Source organism: Anabaena sp. CCY 9613 (assembly GCF_963920895.1).
GTDB lineage: Bacteria > Cyanobacteriota > Cyanobacteriia > Cyanobacteriales > Nostocaceae > Cyanocohniella.
The window spans coordinates 184,724-203,361 of record NZ_CAWUDE010000006.1 but is presented as its reverse complement, the minus strand read 5'-3'; the positions used below and the strand labels follow the sequence as shown (position 1 = coordinate 203,361).

Annotated in this window: 18 protein-coding genes and 2 pseudogenes; 10 read left to right on the top strand and 10 right to left on the bottom strand. The window is 42.1% G+C overall.

Translation table 11 applies throughout. The annotated features are described in order from the left end of the window. The first annotated feature begins 38 nt into the window (after positions 1-38). Positions 39-767, top strand: coding sequence for a TerC family protein (locus ACM0OT_RS09580; protein ID WP_414564141.1), 729 nt, complete (start codon positions 39-41; stop codon positions 765-767). Positions 768-825: 58 nt separating this feature from the next. Here ACM0OT_RS09580 and ndk read toward each other — a convergent pair whose 3' ends face one another. Next, positions 826-1,275 (bottom strand): nucleoside-diphosphate kinase, encoded by a 450-nt coding sequence (gene ndk / locus ACM0OT_RS09575; protein WP_414564140.1) that lies wholly within the window; start codon positions 1,273-1,275, stop codon positions 826-828. A gap of 241 nt (positions 1,276-1,516) precedes the next feature. Here ndk and speA point away from each other — a divergent pair, with 241 nt between their 5' ends. After that, the gene (gene speA, locus ACM0OT_RS09570; RefSeq protein ID WP_414564139.1) at positions 1,517-3,532 is read left to right on the top strand and encodes a biosynthetic arginine decarboxylase; all 2,016 of its coding nucleotides are present in this window, start codon (positions 1,517-1,519) and stop codon (positions 3,530-3,532) included. Between the two features lie 120 nt (positions 3,533-3,652). Here the strand turns inward: speA and ACM0OT_RS09565 are convergent, their stop codons facing one another. The 3 genes from ACM0OT_RS09565 to ACM0OT_RS09555 all read right to left on the bottom strand — a co-directional run bounded on the left by ACM0OT_RS09565 (position 3,653) and on the right by ACM0OT_RS09555 (position 7,133). Next, positions 3,653-4,822, bottom strand: coding sequence for a sugar phosphate nucleotidyltransferase (locus ACM0OT_RS09565; RefSeq protein ID WP_414564138.1), 1,170 nt, complete (start codon positions 4,820-4,822; stop codon positions 3,653-3,655). 233 nt (positions 4,823-5,055) lie between these two features. After that, a complete protein-coding gene (locus ACM0OT_RS09560; protein ID WP_414564137.1) occupies positions 5,056-5,889 on the bottom strand; it encodes a segregation/condensation protein A in 834 nt (277 codons plus the stop codon). A 332-nt stretch (positions 5,890-6,221) separates the two neighbouring features. After that, on the bottom strand, positions 6,222-7,133 hold the full coding sequence (locus ACM0OT_RS09555; RefSeq protein WP_414564136.1) for an ABC transporter substrate-binding protein: 912 nt from the start codon (positions 7,131-7,133) through the stop codon (positions 6,222-6,224). 366 nt (positions 7,134-7,499) lie between these two features. Here ACM0OT_RS09555 and ACM0OT_RS09550 point away from each other — a divergent pair. From ACM0OT_RS09550 to ACM0OT_RS09530, 5 genes and pseudogenes are all read left to right on the top strand, one after another. Beyond that, positions 7,500-7,721: pseudogene (locus tag ACM0OT_RS09550) on the top strand (succinylglutamate desuccinylase); the annotation flags it as partial. A 232-nt stretch (positions 7,722-7,953) separates the two neighbouring features. Continuing rightward, positions 7,954-8,910, top strand: coding sequence for a GTPase Era (gene era / locus ACM0OT_RS09545; RefSeq protein WP_414542061.1), 957 nt, complete (start codon positions 7,954-7,956; stop codon positions 8,908-8,910). Positions 8,911-9,046: 136 nt separating this feature from the next. Then, positions 9,047-9,262 (top strand): annotated as a pseudogene (locus tag ACM0OT_RS09540) (DNA-binding response regulator); the annotation flags it as partial. Between the two features lie 59 nt (positions 9,263-9,321). Next, the gene (locus tag ACM0OT_RS09535; RefSeq protein WP_414564135.1) at positions 9,322-9,708 is read left to right on the top strand and encodes a nuclear transport factor 2 family protein; all 387 of its coding nucleotides are present in this window, start codon (positions 9,322-9,324) and stop codon (positions 9,706-9,708) included. A gap of 200 nt (positions 9,709-9,908) precedes the next feature. Beyond that, complete coding sequence (locus ACM0OT_RS09530; RefSeq protein WP_414564134.1) at positions 9,909-10,916, top strand: S66 peptidase family protein; 1,008 nt, start codon at positions 9,909-9,911, stop codon at positions 10,914-10,916. Positions 10,917-10,983: 67 nt separating this feature from the next. Here the strand turns inward: ACM0OT_RS09530 and ACM0OT_RS09525 are convergent, their stop codons facing one another. Beyond that, entirely contained in the window at positions 10,984-11,187 is a 204-nt protein-coding gene (locus tag ACM0OT_RS09525) for an RNA-binding S4 domain-containing protein (protein ID WP_414564133.1), read from the bottom strand. A gap of 123 nt (positions 11,188-11,310) precedes the next feature. Between ACM0OT_RS09525 and ACM0OT_RS09520 the strand changes: the two genes are divergently transcribed. Next, positions 11,311-12,090, top strand: a complete 780-nt coding sequence (locus ACM0OT_RS09520; RefSeq protein WP_414564132.1) for an MBL fold metallo-hydrolase — start codon at positions 11,311-11,313, stop codon at positions 12,088-12,090. Positions 12,091-12,098: 8 nt separating this feature from the next. Further along, positions 12,099-12,644, top strand: coding sequence for an SDR family NAD(P)-dependent oxidoreductase (locus ACM0OT_RS09515; protein ID WP_414564131.1), 546 nt, complete (start codon positions 12,099-12,101; stop codon positions 12,642-12,644). Positions 12,645-12,681: 37 nt separating this feature from the next. On the opposite strand, the gene ACM0OT_RS09510 is transcribed toward ACM0OT_RS09515, so the two are convergent. The 3 genes from ACM0OT_RS09510 to glyS form a co-directional block, all read right to left on the bottom strand. Next, positions 12,682-12,816, bottom strand: a complete 135-nt coding sequence (locus ACM0OT_RS09510) for a hypothetical protein (protein WP_414564130.1) — start codon at positions 12,814-12,816, stop codon at positions 12,682-12,684. A gap of 151 nt (positions 12,817-12,967) precedes the next feature. Further along, the gene (gene murD / locus ACM0OT_RS09505; RefSeq protein WP_414564129.1) at positions 12,968-14,338 is read right to left on the bottom strand and encodes a UDP-N-acetylmuramoyl-L-alanine--D-glutamate ligase; all 1,371 of its coding nucleotides are present in this window, start codon (positions 14,336-14,338) and stop codon (positions 12,968-12,970) included. An 83-nt stretch (positions 14,339-14,421) separates the two neighbouring features. Continuing rightward, positions 14,422-16,572, bottom strand: a complete 2,151-nt coding sequence (gene glyS, locus ACM0OT_RS09500) for a glycine--tRNA ligase subunit beta (RefSeq protein ID WP_414564128.1) — start codon at positions 16,570-16,572, stop codon at positions 14,422-14,424. A 180-nt stretch (positions 16,573-16,752) separates the two neighbouring features. Here glyS and ACM0OT_RS09495 point away from each other — a divergent pair, with 180 nt between their 5' ends. After that, positions 16,753-17,346 (top strand): Uma2 family endonuclease, encoded by a 594-nt coding sequence (locus ACM0OT_RS09495; RefSeq protein WP_414564127.1) that lies wholly within the window; start codon positions 16,753-16,755, stop codon positions 17,344-17,346. A 228-nt stretch (positions 17,347-17,574) separates the two neighbouring features. On the opposite strand, the gene ACM0OT_RS09490 is transcribed toward ACM0OT_RS09495, so the two are convergent. Together ACM0OT_RS09490 and ACM0OT_RS09485 are read right to left on the bottom strand one after the other, a co-directional pair. Beyond that, on the bottom strand, positions 17,575-17,799 hold the full coding sequence (locus ACM0OT_RS09490; RefSeq protein ID WP_414564126.1) for an MbtH family protein: 225 nt from the start codon (positions 17,797-17,799) through the stop codon (positions 17,575-17,577). A 25-nt stretch (positions 17,800-17,824) separates the two neighbouring features. Continuing rightward, positions 17,825-18,637: an ABC transporter ATP-binding protein gene (locus tag ACM0OT_RS09485; protein WP_414564125.1), complete on the bottom strand. Its 813-nt coding sequence runs from the start codon at positions 18,635-18,637 to the stop codon at positions 17,825-17,827. Position 18,638 lies beyond the last annotated feature (1 nt).

Below are 18,638 nucleotides of genomic sequence, written 5' to 3'. Positions count from 1 at the left end.
CTGTTAATTTTTAATTTTTCCTGCTTGAGAAACCCGGAATGCTAGACCAAATTTTTGATTATCTGCACTTTAATTTCAGCGTTGAAGCCCCGATAGTCCTGCTGATCCTGGTTTTATTAGAGGCGGTGCTATCTGCTGATAATGCCATCGCCCTGGCTGCGATCGCCCAAGGACTAGAAGACAAAGAACTAGAACGTAAAGCCCTGAACTTTGGTTTAGTGGTTGCCTATGTGTTGCGAATCAGCTTAATTCTTACTGCCACTTGGATACAGAAATACTGGCAATTTGAATTATTAGGTGCTGCTTATCTGCTGTGGTTGGTATTCCAGCACTTTACCTCAGAAGAAGCCGACGACGACCATCATCACGGCCCGCGTTTTAACTCTTTGTTGCAAGCAATACCTGTAATTGCCTTTACAGATTTGGCATTTTCTTTGGATAGTGTGACAACTGCGATCGCGGTTTCTCAAGAAAAGTGGCTAGTACTCACAGGTGCGACAATTGGGATTATCACCCTGCGATTTATGACGGGATTATTTATCCGTTGGTTAGATGAATTTAAAAACCTCGAAGATGCAGGTTATATAACTGTGGCGTTTGTGGGTTTGCGCTTGTTATTGAGAGTTGTGAACGATAATTTAGTCCCACCAGAATGGGTTGTGATTTCGGCGATCGCTCTGATTCTAGTCTGGGGATTCTCTGTGCGTAATGTCATTGAAGTAGCTGAAGTAGAACCAAAGAAGAGTGAAGTAGAAAGTAGAGGCTAGAGGCTAGGGGCTAGAGTATGAGAGATGTTACCCAGCGCCCCAGTCCCTAGTCCCTAATTTATTCTTTCAGCCACGGTGTTAAATGTGGTTGCCAACTAACTAATTCTTCTTCTTTAAACCACAGGGCTATTTCCCTTTGTGCGGTTTCTAAAGCGTCAGAACCGTGGATCAGGTTGCGACCAATATTGGTGCCAAAGTCGCCCCGAATTGTTCCTGGTTCTGCGGTTAAGGGGTTTGTGGCCCCAATAATTTTTCTGGCAGAAGCCACAACGCCTTCACCTTCCCAGACCATCGCTACTACGGGGCCGGAGGTGATAAATTCAACTAAGCTAGCAAAAAAAGGTCGTTCCCGGTGAACATCATAATGCTGTTCTGCTAGTTCTCGGCTGACTTTCATAAACTTTAAACCCACAAGGGTAAAACCTTTAGTTTCATAGCGACGGATGATTTCCGCTACTAGTCCACGCTGTACGCCATCAGGCTTAATTGCTAAGAATGTGCGTTCCAAAGCTATCTCCCAAAACTTAATACATTTTTTATTTGGTCGTTATTTGTGTCCTTGGTCTTGTGTCTTTTGTTCACAGTGTAGAGATTTTACTCTTGATTAATGACAAATAATTCATGACTAATGACACGTAAGCAATGACCAATCAGAGTTTATCTCAGAAATTATCTCTGAGTGCATATCGGTTGCAAGTTGAATGCGTTAAATTGTTAATTCGTGGGTGAAACACAGAGGTCACGAAGAAATGGGTGTTGAATCAACTGCTACATCAGAGGAGGTAGTAATGCCTTCCAATGGACACAAGTCGGAAGTAAAAAATCACAAGCAAAAAAAGCTGCTACCACCTAGTAATCCTACAGGAGATTTACCTCGTTCCTGGAAAATAGAGGATAGCGAAGCACTATACCGCATAGAAGGATGGGGAGAGCCTTATTTTTCCATTAATGCTGCGGGACATGTCACAGTTTCCCCCAAGGGCGATCGCGGGGGTTCTCTGGACTTGTTTGAATTGGTCAACGCCTTGAAGCAACGTAACTTGGGACTGCCTTTGTTAATTCGCTTCTCTGATATTTTGGAAGACCGGATTGAGCGGTTGAATGCTTGTTTTGGTAAAGCGATCGCCCGTTACAATTACCCTGGGGTTTATCGCGGCGTGTTTCCTGTTAAATGCAACCAAGAACGCCATTTAATTGAGGATTTAGTTAAATTTGGCAAACCCCATCAATTTGGTTTAGAAGCCGGTTCTAAGCCCGAATTAATGATTGCTCTGGCTTTGTTGGATACACCGGGAGCATTGCTCATTTGCAACGGCTATAAAGACCGGGAATACATCGAAACAGCAATGCTATCCCAAAGACTAGGACAAACACCAATCATCGTCCTAGAACAGGTAGAAGAAGTGGATTTGGTAATTGCTGCTCATCGCCAGTTAGGAATTAAACCGATTTTGGGAGTTCGTGCCAAATTAAGCACCCAAGGTATGGGCCGCTGGGGTACTTCTACAGGCGATCGCGCTAAGTTTGGGTTGACAATTCCGGAAATCATGGAAGCTGTTAACAAGCTACGCGACGCTCAACTGCTGGACTCTTTGCAGTTAATGCACTTTCACATTGGCTCACAAATTTCTGCCATCAATGTGATTAAAGATGCCATCCAAGAAGCTAGCCGTATTTACGTAGAGTTAGCAATGTTGGGTGCAGATATGAAGTATCTGGATGTCGGTGGTGGCTTGGGTGTAGATTATGACGGTTCACAAACCAACTTCTACGCCTCCAAAAACTACAACATGCAAAACTATGCTAACGATATTGTGGCAGAGTTAAAAGATACTTGTGCAGAGCGACAAATCCCCGTACCAACACTTGTGAGTGAAAGTGGTCGAGCGATCGCCTCACACCAATCTGTGTTAATTTTCGATGTTCTCAGTACTAGTGATGTTCCCCTAGAGTTACCAGATCCTCCACAAGAGGGAGAATCCCCCGTCATCAAATACTTGTGGGAAACTTATCAATCCATCAACCAAGAGAATTATCAAGAGTTTTACCACGACGCAGCCCAATTCAAAGAAGAAGCCATCAGCCGTTTCAATTTAGGAATTCTGCGCCTGCAAGAACGCGCCAAAGCCGAGCGTCTTTACTGGGCTTGTTGTCAGAAAATTCTTGACATCACCAGACAGCAGGAATACGTACCCGATGAATTGGAAGACCTTGAAAAAATCATGGCTTCCATTTACTACATCAATCTTTCGGTGTTTCAATCAGCACCAGATTGTTGGGCTATCGACCAGTTATTCCCCATCATGCCCATACATCGCCTAGATGAAGAACCTATACGGCGAGGGATTTTAGCAGACCTCACCTGCGACAGTGATGGCAAAATCGACCGCTTTATTGACCTGCGTGATGTCAAATCAGTATTAGAACTGCACACCTTCAAACCCGGAGAACCCTATTATCTAGGCATGTTCCTCAATGGAGCCTACCAAGAAATTATGGGTAACTTGCATAACTTATTTGGTGATACCAACGCCGTTCACATCCAATTGACACCCAAAGGATACCAAATTCAACACGTTGTCAAAGGTGACACCATGAGCGAAGTCGTCAGCTATGTACAGTATGACGCTGAAGACATGGTAGAAAATATCCGCAAGCGCTGTGAAAAAGCCTTAGAAGAAAAGCACATCACTCTAGCAGAATCCCAAAGATTACTACAAACTTACGAGCAAAGCTTAGGTAGATATACGTATCTTAATAGCTAGAAATTAGGGAGAAGGGGAGATGAGGAAGATGAGGAAGATAAAAACAAAGATGTTGATACTCACCGAAAATCTTTCCCCCTTGCTCCCTGCTCCTTGATCCCTACCCCCCTTCCCTACACCCTAAGTCGCATTCGTCCCCAGCAATTCCTCAATTGCTTGACGTTCCAGCGGAGTTTCCGATGGTGGTGCTTGACGAGCATCGGTAATTAGCCAGTCTAAAGCAGCAGCCTGGACATCTATGGCTGCTCCGGTTTTATCGACGCAGTAACGACCAAACACTAACTTATCAACCAGTCTTGCACCTGGGCCCAAGCGTGACCATTCAAAAATGACGCTGTTTTCTACTGTGGCGCCGCTGCATATCCAGCAATTCGGCCCAATCATGGCTGGGCCAACGATTTTAGCTCCGTCTTCTATTCTGGTCATGCCACCAATGTAAACTGGGCCTGTGATATCCACTTTGTCCCAATTCACCGCAACATTTAAGCCAGTATAGATACCGGGGGCGACTTCATTACCAGGAATTTGGACGTTTTTAATTTCGCCTAGTAAGACACCGCGAATTGCTCGCCAGTAATCTGGTACTTTACCAATATCTACCCATTCAAAGTCCATAGCAATGGCGTAGAAGGGCGCACCAACTTCTACTAGTTTAGGAAACAACTGACCACCAATGTCATATTCAACACCAGAAGGTATATATTTAAACACCTCTGGTTCAAAAATATAAATACCAGTGTTGATATTGGTGCTGAGAGCTTCTTCTGTAGAGGGTTTTTCTTGGAAAGCTTTAATACGACTTTCTTCGTCAGTGACGACTACACCGTAACTAGAAACTTCTTCGGGTGGAACGGTTTTGGTAATAATCGTTGCAATTGACCCTTTGGATTTATGCCACTTCACAGCCGCAGATAAATCTAGGTCAATTAACGCGTCACCACACAAGACTACAAAGGTATCATCAAAAAATGGTGAGAAGTCTTGAATGCGGCGCATTCCTCCAGCAGAACCAATTGCTTCTCCTACCAGTTTGCCATCATCATCAATTTTGCCTTCAAAAGAATAGGCAATTTCTACGCCAAACCTTTGACCGTCACGGAAATAATTTTCAATTTCCTCTGCCAAATGGCTAACATTGACCATAATTTGGTCAAATCCATGTTGACGTAAAAGTTCCAAGAGAAATTCCATCACTGGCTTTTGCAGGATGGGAATCATCGGTTTGGGAATTGTGTAGGTAATGGGACGAACGCGAGTACCCTTACCCGCTGCGAGAATCATCGCTTTCATAAAATTTTATTCCTCAACCACAAGCCAGTTTACTTTTATTGAGTGGTACTTAATCATCAGTTCTGATTGCTGCTCTAAAGTAACTCCTAAAAACAGGGATAACAGTAATGGACTAGTTATTGCAACCTCTCAGGTATGGCCAGATTACAAGCGATCGCGGATCGTTTCAATATACTGGCAGTTTGGTTTTGGATAAATACAAGGCTATAAGTTAGCTATAGGAATGGTTGAGACTAGTTGAGTTCTTCGGCCGTCAAGGCTTTGGCAGTGTTAGTCGCATCTGTGAGTAAGCGAATTTGAATCTCTTGATAAAACTCATCTTGTGATAACTCTACTTTGGATTGAGCTGACAGCAGTAAGAGGGCCCAGAACACACTAACTAGGTGGCTGTGTTCTGAGTGATGGGCAGAATTATTTGGCTGTGGTTGCTTTGTCTGAGTCCACAACTGTACAAGTTGTTCAAGATTCAAACTATTTTGTTCTATCAGGAACTCTCTTGCCGAACAACGCAATACTTGTTCTAACTCCCCAGCTACTTCCGTCAGATTTTCCTGGTGTGCTAACTCTAACGCTTCTCGCATGTTTTGCACACTGGATTGACGCTTGGGACGGACAGGTTTGCTGACTTTCTGAGCCAGTTTTAGCTGGTTCGCCATAATCTGCAATTGTTTGATTAACTCTTGCAAGGTGACACGGCGCTTTGCTGGTGGCATTGCTGACGGACGGCGACGGATATGTCGTTCTAATTGCAGACGATGGGCGTGATGTAATAACCCATCTTCCCCTTCTGACATCAAATCATCCGCTATATCTTCCTGTGCCTCTTCTACTGAAGATAATTGCATCAAAGTATTAGCCTTGAACAATACAAGCATCGATGCGGATAAAAAAGCTTGTCCAGATTGCGACAAATCAGCTTCATAACCTCTAGCTGTGGACTGCGGTGCCATTAGTTCTAGGTAACGGTCAATCACCGCAATTACTTGGACATCCCAAGGATCTATTTCTCCTTGTTCGGCTTGGTCAATCAGGTGTGTGATGGTATCTAATAACTCGGAAGCATCCATAAAATTTTTTGTAAAAAATCTTGATTAAGGATTTTCTGGCTATATGCAAAACCACTGAGTTGGGGCGTTGGCAAAGCCCACGTTTACGTAGCATTCCACAATCAAGGTATCGCCTATTCCTCAGTAGGATGAAGGCACTCCTCTGAATCTGTTAACAGTAGCATCATAATCTAGTAAAATACTTTCGACACAGTGTAGCGTGGTGCAAAAAACCTAGACATTCCCCAGGTAACGCTGTGCGGAAATCAAAAGGCTTTTATTTTGGGATTTGAAATTTTTGAAACCGTATCCCTATTTACGCCGTTTTGTACTGGCCCCCTAACCTCTAACTTCTAACCTCTAATCTCTATTACATCTTGCATAAGCTGTTGACAAGCCTTTTCGATAGCATTAATACTACCGGGATTGACTAATCCGTAATAGTCGAACAGATAAACTCGATTATTTTTAGTTGCTTGTAATTGCTGCCAAAAAGGTTCTTTTTTAAATGAATCTAAAACATCCTGTTCTGAACCACCTTGTGGAGGATTGACCACAATAATTACCTCTGGATTTGCTTCTAAAACTTTCTCGGCCGATAAAGTTACATAGCCCCCAACTGGACTTTGACCTTGTAATTCTGCCGCCAAGTTTTTTGCTTGAAATTTTGTCAACAAATCCCCAGCCCAACTGTTTTTATTTGGTGCTAAAATCGGTTGACGGCTAACCAGAACTAAAGTAGAAGGACTCTGAGTCAAATTATCTGGTAAACATTTTTTGTACCGATTTAACAAAGGTTGGGGATCAGCATCAATTAACTGAGCGAGTTTTTGAGTGAGTTCTTCTAAAGAATCCCAGCTATTTACTTTTGTGAGAAAAGTAGAAATTCCTAACTCCTGGACTCTCTGAATTGGTTGGGTAGAGAAACCTTCTGCACCAATAACTAAATCTGGTTTGAGGGCAATAATTTTTTCTAAATTAGGAGGACTTTGGCCTTCGCTGACACGGGGAAGACTATTAAACCTTGGATCATCATTAAATAATTTACTCCCCGTAATACCTACTAGCTTGGTTTCATCGAGGTTATAAATAATATCTGTAGCCAGAGAGGAAAGAGCCACAACTCTTTTAGCAGATGCTGCTGTTAATGGTTGCGATGTCGGATTCAATTGTGCTGATGGCTGCTGAGTGGTTGTAGTATTACAAGCAATTAAAAATATACTCAACAAAAATGCTACCGCAGATAAAATCCTCCGATTGTACATACTAAACTTCCTTAATAACTATAGATTTAAATAAAAGCAAACTGGGCATAATATGTCAAAAGCGAGGACATTGACCAAGTTTTGACTGATTTTGAATTTCGATGACGATTTCATCATCAGTGATAAAGTCGTAATTAATAACCTTGATATCTTCAATATTAATAACTTTAGTAATAAAATGAAGTAGGGGATTAGATGGCATATTTATTAAAATAGTAGTTTTATATTTAATTTTTCTTTTGCTTTATATTATGATTTTGTTTTGTTTTGCTCTCCCTGCATACTTTACCACCACTATTGACTGCTAATTACAGAAGCTATGTTTGATTTATTTATGTTAGTTTAACATAACTACTCTGGGAGAGCCAAAAGTATTATGCGATCGCAGGCGGCATGATTCAATCTAGAGTAGAGTTGGGCAGCACCGTTAAAGCCGGAGACCGATGGTATCAAATTCTCAGTTTTAATAAAGAAAATAAATTACCAACTGTGATCGATATTTGTGCTGAAGAAAAGGGATTTGTTTATGATATTGCTACTAATCAAGCCGTAAATCAAGGTGAGTTTGTTTTAAGAATTCTTCAGTAAATTTTCTTTGAAAGCTAGATGTTAGTTATTAAAAATATTACCTCGGTAGAACATATGGGTAAATATCAACAATCCATATCTGATACTTGAAGATATTTATCGGTAAGTCACTAGTAGATTAAACTTGATCAAGGGTAATCCCTCACAAATGCCAGGGTGAAATTATGTTTGTTGTGTATCTTCGAGAAAACCCCACTCATCCCATCTGTAAAATATAACGGCGGAGCTAAAGGTGACTAGTATTGAAAATCACACCTTCTCTTTTTCAGGAGAAGTATCTATCCCCCAGGCTCCTCCTGAGTTTAAATCAGGTTTTATCGGCATTATTGGTCGCCCAAATGTCGGTAAATCTACTTTAATGAATCAATTAGTAGGGCAAAAAATCGCCATTACATCTCCAGTAGCACAAACTACACGCAATCGTTTGCGAGGGATTTTAACTACACCAGAAGCACAGTTAATTTTTGTCGATACACCAGGAATTCATAAACCCCATCATCAATTGGGGGAAGTACTGGTGAAAAATGCCAGAATTGCCATCGACTCAGTAGATGTAGTGCTATTTGTAGTAGATGGTACAGTAGCTTGTGGTGCAGGCGATCGCTTTATTGCCGATTTACTGATTCGCAGTCAAACACCAGTGATTTTAGGGCTAAACAAAATTGACGAACAATCGCCAAATTTCCAGGTAATTGATGACAGTTACCACGCCTTAGCTGAACCTAATCATTGGCCGATAGTTAAATTTTCTGCCAAAACTGGTGCAGAAATACCGCAACTCCAACAGTTATTAATTGAACATTTAGATACGGGGCCATTTTACTATCCCCCCGATCTGGTAACTGACCAACCAGAACGCTTTATCATGGGCGAATTGATTCGGGAACAGATTTTGCTATTAACCCGTGAAGAAGTTCCCCATTCAGTAGCGATCGCCATTGATCTAGTAGAAGAAACACCCACCATTACCCGTGTACTGGCAACCATCCATGTTGAACGAGATTCCCAAAAAGGAATCCTCATCGGCAAAGGTGGTTCCATGCTCAAAGCTATTGGTAGTGCAGCCCGCGAACAAATTCAAAAGCTAATTGCTGGCAAAGTCTACCTAGAACTATTTGTGAAAGTACAACCAAAATGGCGGCAATCTCGCATTAGATTGTCTGAATTGGGTTATCGGGTGGAAGAATAGGATAATTCGTAATTCGTAGTTCGTAATTTGTAATTCGTAATTCGTAGTTCGTAATTCGTAATTCGGATTAAACATTGAATTACGATTTTTTTTGAATTTTTGATAGGACATTCAAATGTCTGAATATACTATTAATTCTTTTGGTACCGATGCCTATTGTATCAAAGGTGCAAGTGTAGAGCGGTTATTAAGTGCGATCGCACCTGCCGTTGATGGTGCAATCTACCTCGATCCTCAGATTGCGCGGTAAGTCATAGAAAATCTCAAACCTCCGTCACCAAAGGGAAACACCACCAACCTCTCTACACGGGAGTTAGAAGTGTTGAAACTCGTGGTAGAAGGGTTAAGTCACAGTAACACAAAAGCGATAATCTAAAACCGTTCATAACCTCATACAAAAAAAATCAAATCATGTCACCCGAACCTATTGAAACCATTATTGCCGCTTACTTTGCCAACATAGCAAGTATGAATCCAGAAGGCTGGGTAGATAACTTTGCCGAAGATGCAGTTAGTCATGATCCTGTCGGTGAACCACCAACAAAAGTTCATGAGGGATATCGGGAATTTATCGGGCAATTGCAAGCATTTTTTGCCAAACTGGAACCCACAACTGACCATATTTTCGTTGCTAGCAATGAGGCGGCGGTGAAGTGGACAATGCATGGTGTAAGTAAAACTGGTAAGTCAGTCACATTTGAAGGAATTACAATTTTTGAAATTAACGCAGCTGGCAAAATTCAAACAACTCGCGCCTACTGGAATCCTGCACAAATGGTGGCACAGCTGCGTGGTTAATTAACGTCAGTTCGACGGATTTTCAAAACCCCACTGCCATTCCTCTCCCCTGCAAGGTAATAAAGGATATTTAAGCCCCTTTCGGCGTCAAAGAGGGGTTGGGGAGAGGTTCATCGAACTCACGTTTAATTATTAGGGAATGGGGCGTAAAGACTTGTATCCCCAATCCCCAGTGGCGAATGTTACAATAATTCGCCATCATGATCATCAACCGCCGACAATTTATTACAACCTGTGGACTAGCTACCTTAGCTACCCAACTCCCGCCACTAATTGCTCAAAGTCAAGTGTCCCCGCATACTATTTTGAAACCACCCCGGTTACAACTGGGGGATACAGTAGGATTGATTGCGCCTGCGGGTATTGTTAAGGCTGAAAATATCGCCGCAGCAACACAAGCCATTACGGAATTAGGATTAAATGTCAAACTGGGAGCGCATATTTTAGACAGTTACGGTTATTTGGCGGGTAAAGATATTCACCGCGCCGCAGATGTCAATAATATGTTTCTGGATAAATCTGTCAAAGCGATGATAACTATGCGAGGCGGTTGGGGCTGTAATCGGATTTTACCCTTCCTCAACTACAGCCTGATTCGCGCCCATCCTAAAATCATTTTGGGGTATAGCGATGTAACTTCTCTGCTGTTGGCTATTTATGCACGGAGTCGCGTGATGACTTTTCATGGCCCCAATGCTATTTCTATTTGGAATGAGTTTACGGTGGATTACTTCAAGCGCATCTTATTTAATGGAGAAGCCGTGACAATGGAAAATTTCGATCATAGTCAGGCGATCGCACCGGGTAAAGCCAGGGGTAAACTGATTGGTGGTAACTTGTCGGTACTCTCAGCAATGGTGGGTTCACCTTACTTACCTTCCTGGTATAAAAGTATTTTATTTATTGAAGATATCAACGAAGATATTTATCGGGTAGACCGGATGTTTACTCAGTTGAAAAATGCTGGCATACTTAACCACATTGCAGGGCTGATATTTGGGCAATGTACTAATTGCAGTCTGGGGGATGAACCATCGTTGAGCTTAACGCAAGTATTACAAGATCACATCCTGCCTTTGGGCATTCCTGCATGGTATGGTTCCATGATTGGTCATATTAAAGATAAATTCACCTTACCCATAGGTGCAGAAGTAGAAATTGATGCCGACGCTGGGACAATACAGATGTTAGAGGCGGCGGTGAGTTAAGACTGGGGAGTGGGGAGTAGGGAGTAGGAACATATTCATCCTCATCTCCCTGCGATGAAATGTTTTTTTATTGAGAATCTGACTCTAATATTTCTCCCACATCAAAGGTTCGCCCGTCTATTGTTACTTGGTCGCCTGATACTAATTTACGTCCTCGTCGGATTTCAACTGTGCCATTGACTTTGACGTTACCATCAACAATCATTATTTTGGCTTGTCCTCCAGTTGAGGTTATACCCACAAACTTCAAAAACTGGTCGAGTTTAATCATGCTGTCACTTGTCTTATTTCATGCTGCGCCACAACTTAATTTTAGGGTCATATCATCGCCGCCACGAGCATCTACTCTTAACAATGTTTAATAATAAAGGTAGGTGTTATTTTTACTTGGATTATGTACTTAACTTGGTTCGATGGTAATAGTTGGCTATTGGAAATTGGCAATCAAAGTATACTCCTTGACCCTTGGCTGGTGGGGAATTTAGTTTTTGGCGATGCAGAATGGTTCTTTAAAGGTTCTCGACCACAAGAACATGCTATCCCAGCCCAGATTGATTTGATTTTGCTGTCTCAGGGGTTACCAGACCATGCTCATAAACCAACCCTCCAGCAGCTTGACCATCAAATTCCAGTTGTGGCTTCTCCCACGGCAGCAAAAGTAGTGCAGGAATTGGGTTATACTTCTATCACATCTTTGACTTTTGGGGAAAGTTTTACTTTAAATAACCAAGTAGAAATTCAGGCTGTACGTGGCTCCACAGTGGGCTACAACCTGGTAGAAAATGGTTATTTGATCACCGAATTGACCAGTGGTTTAAAGCTTTACTACGAGCCACATGGGAATCATTCCCCAGAAATTAAACAGTTTGCACCAGTTGATGTGTTAATTGTGCCAATTATTGATATCACACTACCTATAGTGGGGCCATTTATCAAAGGCAAGATTCAAGCGTTAGAACTTTCCCAGTGGTTGCAACCCCAAGTAATACTACCCACAACGGCTAGCAAAGATTTGATATATGAAGGTTTCCTGGGCAAATTACAGAATCCTGAAGGCACTATTGAGGAGTTTCGTTCATTACTCAAGCAGAATAATTTAGCCCCCCAGGTGATGGAAACAACGCCAGGCGATCGCTTGGAAGTAAAATTACAAAAGCGGGCATTAGCAATATGATCAACAGGGTGGCAATTATCACTGCGGCCAGTCGGGGAATTGGGGCAGGTTGTGCGCGAGAGTTGGCAACCCAAGGCTATAAAGTTGCACTAATTGCCCGTTCTCCTGAGGTGCTGAATTTAGCAACCGAGTTAAGTGGAATTGCGATTCAAGGGTCGATGACAAATCCGCACGATTTAGAGAATTTGGTTGAGACTACATTGGAGAATTTTGGACGCATCGATGCGGTAGTAAATAGTTTTGGCGACCCACCCCGTCCTGATTTGCTGGCGATTTCCGATGCCATGTGGATGGAAAATTTTGAAATGCTATTTTTAAGTGTTGTTCGCATGGCAAGATTGGTCACAGAACCGATGCGGCAATTAGGGGGTGGTGCGATTGTCAACATTTCTGCATGTGACTCCCATGAACCGGAACTAGGCACTCCCTTTAGTGGTACTCTCCGCGCCTCCGCGTCTTTGCGTGACACAAACCCCCACACTAGAAAACAGATTAACACACAATTGCCACCAAGAAGCCGTTGCGATCGCACTACGCCATTCCCACATACCTAATACTTTTACCCACCAAACCCGTTCCCAAAAACCACAATCAGGTAGAAGTCCCATAGGTCATTAATGGTGTTTGGGAGGTATACTCATCTACGCAATTAATTTCTACACCATTAGCAATTTCTTGTTTTACTTTGGCGATGTTTCCCTGTTTGGTATAGATGTGGATGTGCATATTTTTGAGCAAATTACGTCTAATTATTTATAGTCGTAAATTCTCTTTTTATGCACCTTGAACGATTAGCGTAAAAAAAACTCGGACTTGGCGCACTACAGCCCTTAAGGGCATCGCTGCGCGCGGGCGCACTTGGCGGTTAAAAAATTACCTATTGACCTACCCAAGCCAGACATAACTTGCGGAAATCATCGCCACGTACTTCAAAGTTGGGGTACTGGTCGAAACTTGCACAAGCTGGAGATAACAAAACTACAGGTGCTTGATGCTGTTTAGCTAATTCTGCTGACCGAGGAACTGCTGTCTCCATCGTTTCTACGATTTCGTAATTAGCATAACCTACTTCTTGCAAACGTTGAGCAAATGCTGGTGCTGCACTACCAATTAATAACACCGCCGCAGCTTTATCTTTTATTTTGGCTAACCAAGCAGCATCATCACCGGGTTTGGCTTCCCCACCAGCAATCAAAATCGCGGGACTGTCCACAGATGTTAACCCAACTTCTGCTGCATCATAATTAGTAGCTTTGCTGTCGTTAATAAAGTCAATCCCTTCCCAAGTACAAATGTGTTCTAAACGATGGGGAACACCAGAAAATTTCCTAATTGCAGTATCAATAGCGTCGCCTGCAATTCCTGCTAACCTCGCAGCTGCAACGGCCATTAAGAGATTTTGTAGGTTATGTTGTCCTACCATTCGCAAAGCCGAGGCTGATAAAATTCTTTCTGGTGTAGAGTTTGGCTTTAACTTTTCTACAACCCAGCCGTCTTCAATATAAAAGCCTTGTTCACCAACTAAAAATTCTTGCCCTTTGACACTTGTCCAATAAGCATCAGGCCAATGACTGATACCCATTTTGTTTAAATAGGGGTCATCACCATTAAATACTTGAAAATGGGACTGACGTAATAACTTGGCTTTAATGTTGTAGTAATTTTCTAGCGTCTTGTGGCGGGCTAGGTGGTCTGGTGTAAAGGTTGTCCAAATACCAATGCGGGGAGACAAAGTTGCTGAAGATTCTACTTGATAGCTACTAATTTCTGCGATTACCCAATCTGGTAGTTTTTCAGATAAAGCAACTTCACAGGCAGCATAGCCGATATTACCACAGGCAGGGGCATTTAATCCCGCTGCTTGAAATATGGCCGCAATTAACGCTGTGGTGGTAGTTTTGCCATTAGTGCCAGTAATGCCCACCCACGGGGAAGATTGCATATGTCGCCAGGCGAGTTCCATTTCGCCAATGGTTTCAATACCCAGTTCTCGCGCCTTAATTAACAGGGGAATATCCCAAGGGACACCAGGACTGACAACAATTAAATCGGGTGAATCAGTACTATTCAAATCAGGGGAATGCCCTAATTTTACGGTTATTTGCTCGGTAGCGAGTGCTTGTTGTTGTTCGAGGAGGGCAGGAGAGGTGTTACTATCACTTAGCACTACCTCCCATCCTTCCCGTTTCAACAATCTCGCCGTAGCAACACCGGACTTTCCCAATCCAATTACTGAAGCTCTAGGCATAGACTGTAGCAGAGTTCCCTGGTTAAGCACTCATTATCCTAACGCTTATTGGCAAAAATTACACCACCTTTTGTTGCTTTTGGCTACAGATTTTTGACGATGGCACCAAAATCAGCCAACACACGGGCATGATTCCGCAGTAATCCTAGTAAGTGTAGCCGATTGCGTTTGATGTCGGGATTGGAGTCCATAACTAAAACGCTGTCTTCACCGTCGAAGAAATTAGCTACGGTGGGAGCGATTTTAGCTAAGGCGGCTATTAAGAGTTGATAATTGCGGGACTGTTGTGCTTCTTGGGTTTGTGGTACTAATTCTACTAGGGCGTTGTAAAATGCTTGCTCTGACGACTTTTGGAACAGTTCTGGTTTAATTAAATTTTGCGGTTCTAGCTGCTGGAAATCTAAATCACCTTGGGCGGCTAGTTTGGTGGAACGGTTGACGGTTTCGTAGATTTTATCTAGAGTACCATCACGGCGGATTTGTTGCAGATATAAGGCGCGATCGCGTACATCTAGCAAGTCTTCTAACGCTCTTTGGGTGTATTCTGGGTCATTTTCTCCCAAAACAGCGTTTACTAAGTCATAGTCTATTTGTTTTTCGTCTTGTAGTAAGGTGCGGATACGTTGTAAGAAAAATTCTTGCAAGGTTGTGGTTAAAGCATTTTGGTCTTTGTTGTATGTTGCCGCAAAATCTCCTGCTATTTGCGTTAATAACTGCTCTAAATTAATCTGCAAATTAGCAAACCAAGTAATATTAATTACCGCATTAGCAGCCCGACGCAACGCAAAGGGATCGGAAGAACCAGAAGGAATTAAACCTATACCAAAGATACTAATTAACGTATCTAATCTATCAGCTAAACCGACAACTTGACCTGTAAGAGTTCCTGGTAACTCACCACCTGCACCTGTGGGTAAATAATGTTCTACAATTGCTTGAGCAACTTCCGCATCTTCACCACTAGCTAAGGCATATTTTTCACCCATAATACCTTGCAATTCGGGAAATTCATACACCATTTGACTCACTAAATCTGCTTTACATAATAAAGCTGCTCGTTGATTTTGTTGGCGTTGATTTTCTGCTAATTGTAGTTGGCTACTAATGTAATCAGCAATCTTAACAATTCTATCTACCTTGGTACGAACCGAACCTAATTCTTCTTGGAAAGTAACCGTTTCTAACTGTGGTAAAAAGCTTTCTAAAGATTTAGATAAATCAGCTTTGTAGAAAAATTGTCCATCAGCTAATCTAGCCCGAATTACCCTTTCATTTCCAACAGCAATAATATCCGATTTACTAGGATCACCATTAGAAACTGTAATGAAGTGAGGCAATAATTCTTTACTATCCTCAGCTTTAAATACCGGAAAATAACGCTGGTGAGTCACCATCACTTCGGTAATTACTTCCGTGGGTAACTGTAAAAATTCCGATTCAAAATTACCGACTACAGCAGAAGGATATTCCACCAAATTTGTAACTTCTTCTAACAAATCTGGGTAAATAACCGTCGAACCGCCGACTTTTTGCGCTGCGGCTTGCACTTGTTCTTGAATAATCTTAGCCCGTGCTTCCTGGTCAACGATAACATAGGCAGAACGCAGAGTTTCTACATAATCTGTAGCTTGGGCAATAGTCACAGATTCTGGATGTAAAACCCGATGAGCTTCAGAAAGGCGATCGCTTGTAATTATCTTTGATCCGTTAACCAATTCAATAGGTAAAACTTGCTCATCTAACAAAGCCACCAGCCAGCGGATGGGGCGAGAAAACCGCACATCGCCATCACCCCAGCGCATTAACCGCTTACCTTCTAAACCGGAAATCCACTGCGGTACCAATTCAGTTAAGATATCCGCTACTGGACGACCAGCAATACTTTTTTTAACAAAGACAAAATCCCCCTTTTCTGTAGGGCGAATTTCCAAAGCTGACAGTTCTACACCTTGCTTTTTCGCAAACCCTATAGCCGCTGGTGTCGGTTTACCATCCTTAAAAGCAGCTTGGGCGGGAGGCCCCTTAATTTCCTCTTCCCTGTCTGGTTGCTGGGAGGGAAGACCTGTGATGAGTACCGCCAACCGCCGGGGAGTACCGTAAACCTCCACAGAAGTGCTAGAGAGAGTATTGGCTTCTAGACTTTGGGGAACACGCGATCGCCATTGTAATATGGCATCACGGAGAAAACTTGCGGGTAATTCTTCTGTACCAACTTCCAATAAAAACGCAGGCATAGGACTATATTTTAACTTTGCGTAGCTCAACTTTATCAGTCAACTTCCAAGTTTACCTTGTCGGCAGCCTGACATATGCTACGGGCGACAGTTATTTGGCGTTGCGGCTGATATCTAAAATATGATTTACGCGAATTTTACCCACGATAATATAGAATCAATGCCTACAAAAAAATTATCATGGAAACCCTCACCTTACATATACCTCCAGCCGTAGGTTTAACTGATGAGCAGTTTTATCAACTCTGCATTGCTAACGAACCTTGGCAATTAGAACTTACCCACACAGGAGAATTAATTATTATGCCCCCAACAGGCGGAGAAAGCGGAATTAGAAACTCCGATATTAATATTGAACTAGGTTTATGGAACCGTCAAACCAAATCAGGCAAAGTCTTTGACTCCTCCACCGAATTTAAATTACCCAATGGTGCTTATCGCTGTCCTGATGCTGCTTGGGTAAAATTAGAACGCTGGGAAGCTTTAACAAAAGATGAAAAACGACGTTTTCCGCCTCTTTGTCCTGATTTTGTAATTGAATTGCGTTCAGAAACTGATAACCTAGATAAGCTCCGCGCTAAAATGCGGGAATATCAAGAAAATGGTGCGCGTTTAGGTTGGTTAATTGACCCGCAAACTCCCTTAGTAGAAATTTATCGACCAGGACAAAACGTAGAAGTTTTAAACTTTTCTTTTAATCAACCTCCTCAACTTTCCGGTGAATCAGTTTTACCTGGTTTTGTTTTAGATTTAACGATTATTTTAAATCCATAGTTAACAGCTTACAGAAAACTTTCATTGATCAACTTATATTAAACTAGGACTTACGCAAGAACTCTTTGAAACCCTCTTTCCTTAGTGTTCTACAGCCCTTACGGGCATCGCTGCGCGCGTGTGTCCTTTGCGGTATGCGCTGCGCGCACGCTACGCGGTAAGCGGAAGCTATGCCGAAGGCTATACGTTTTTTCATGATTTTGCGTAAGTCCTGTAAACCTCTAATCATTAATTTTTACTAATTAATTCCTCCATTTTCTTTCGCAAACTTAGTGGTCTCATATCAGTCCATACTTCCTTAATGTATTCCAGGCATTCTGATTTGATTCCAGTTTTACCTGCCTCTCTCCAACCAAGTGCATTTTCTCTATCAGCAGGCCAAATAGAATATTGCTCCTCGTGATTAACTACAACTTTGTAAATAGTTTGGTCTTCTGTATCTGCATTATTCATTATTTATTTTCTCCATATTTGTCTATTAATGTATCGGAAGTTGTAATGTCCTTTCTCCCTTACGTCCTATGGGAATACACATTGGTGTTCTCACAACTGGGTCAGGAACAATACGACACTGTAATCCAAACACCTCTTTTACCATCTCCTCAGTCATTACCTGATTCGGCTCTCCAGCCGTAAAAATTCGACCTTCTTTGACAGCAACTAGATAATCTGCATAACGACATGCCTGATTTAAGTCATGCAATACCATAACAATAGTTCTTCCCTGAGTATGGTTTAACTCATATAACAAATCCAAAACCTCTATTTGATGGGCTAAATCTAAAAAAGTAGTTGGCTCATCCAACAGTAAAATATCTGTATCCTGGGCGAGTGCCATTGCAATCCAAGCTCGTTGGCGTTGTCCACCAGACAAAGTATCTAATGCTCTATCTGCCAACTCTAATAGATATGTAATTTCTAGTGATTGTTGGACAATTTGTTCGTCTTTTGCTGACCATTGCTGCAACCAATTTTGATAAGGATAACGTCCTTGCGCCACTAAATCTCTGACTGTTAATCCTTCTGGCGCAACTGGACTTTGGGGTAAAATTCCTAACTGCTGTGCAACTTCTTTGGTAGAAAGATTGAAAATTGAAGTGCCATCAAGATATACTTTACCACCACAAGGTTTCAGTAATCTTGCTAAACCTCGTAATAATGTTGATTTACCACAACCATTGGCACCAACTAAAGCACTAATTTGTCCGGAAGGAATTGCTAAATTCAAGTCACGGATAATTGGCGCACCATCGTAAGCTAAAGACAGACTCTTGGTTGATAATCCTTTCATA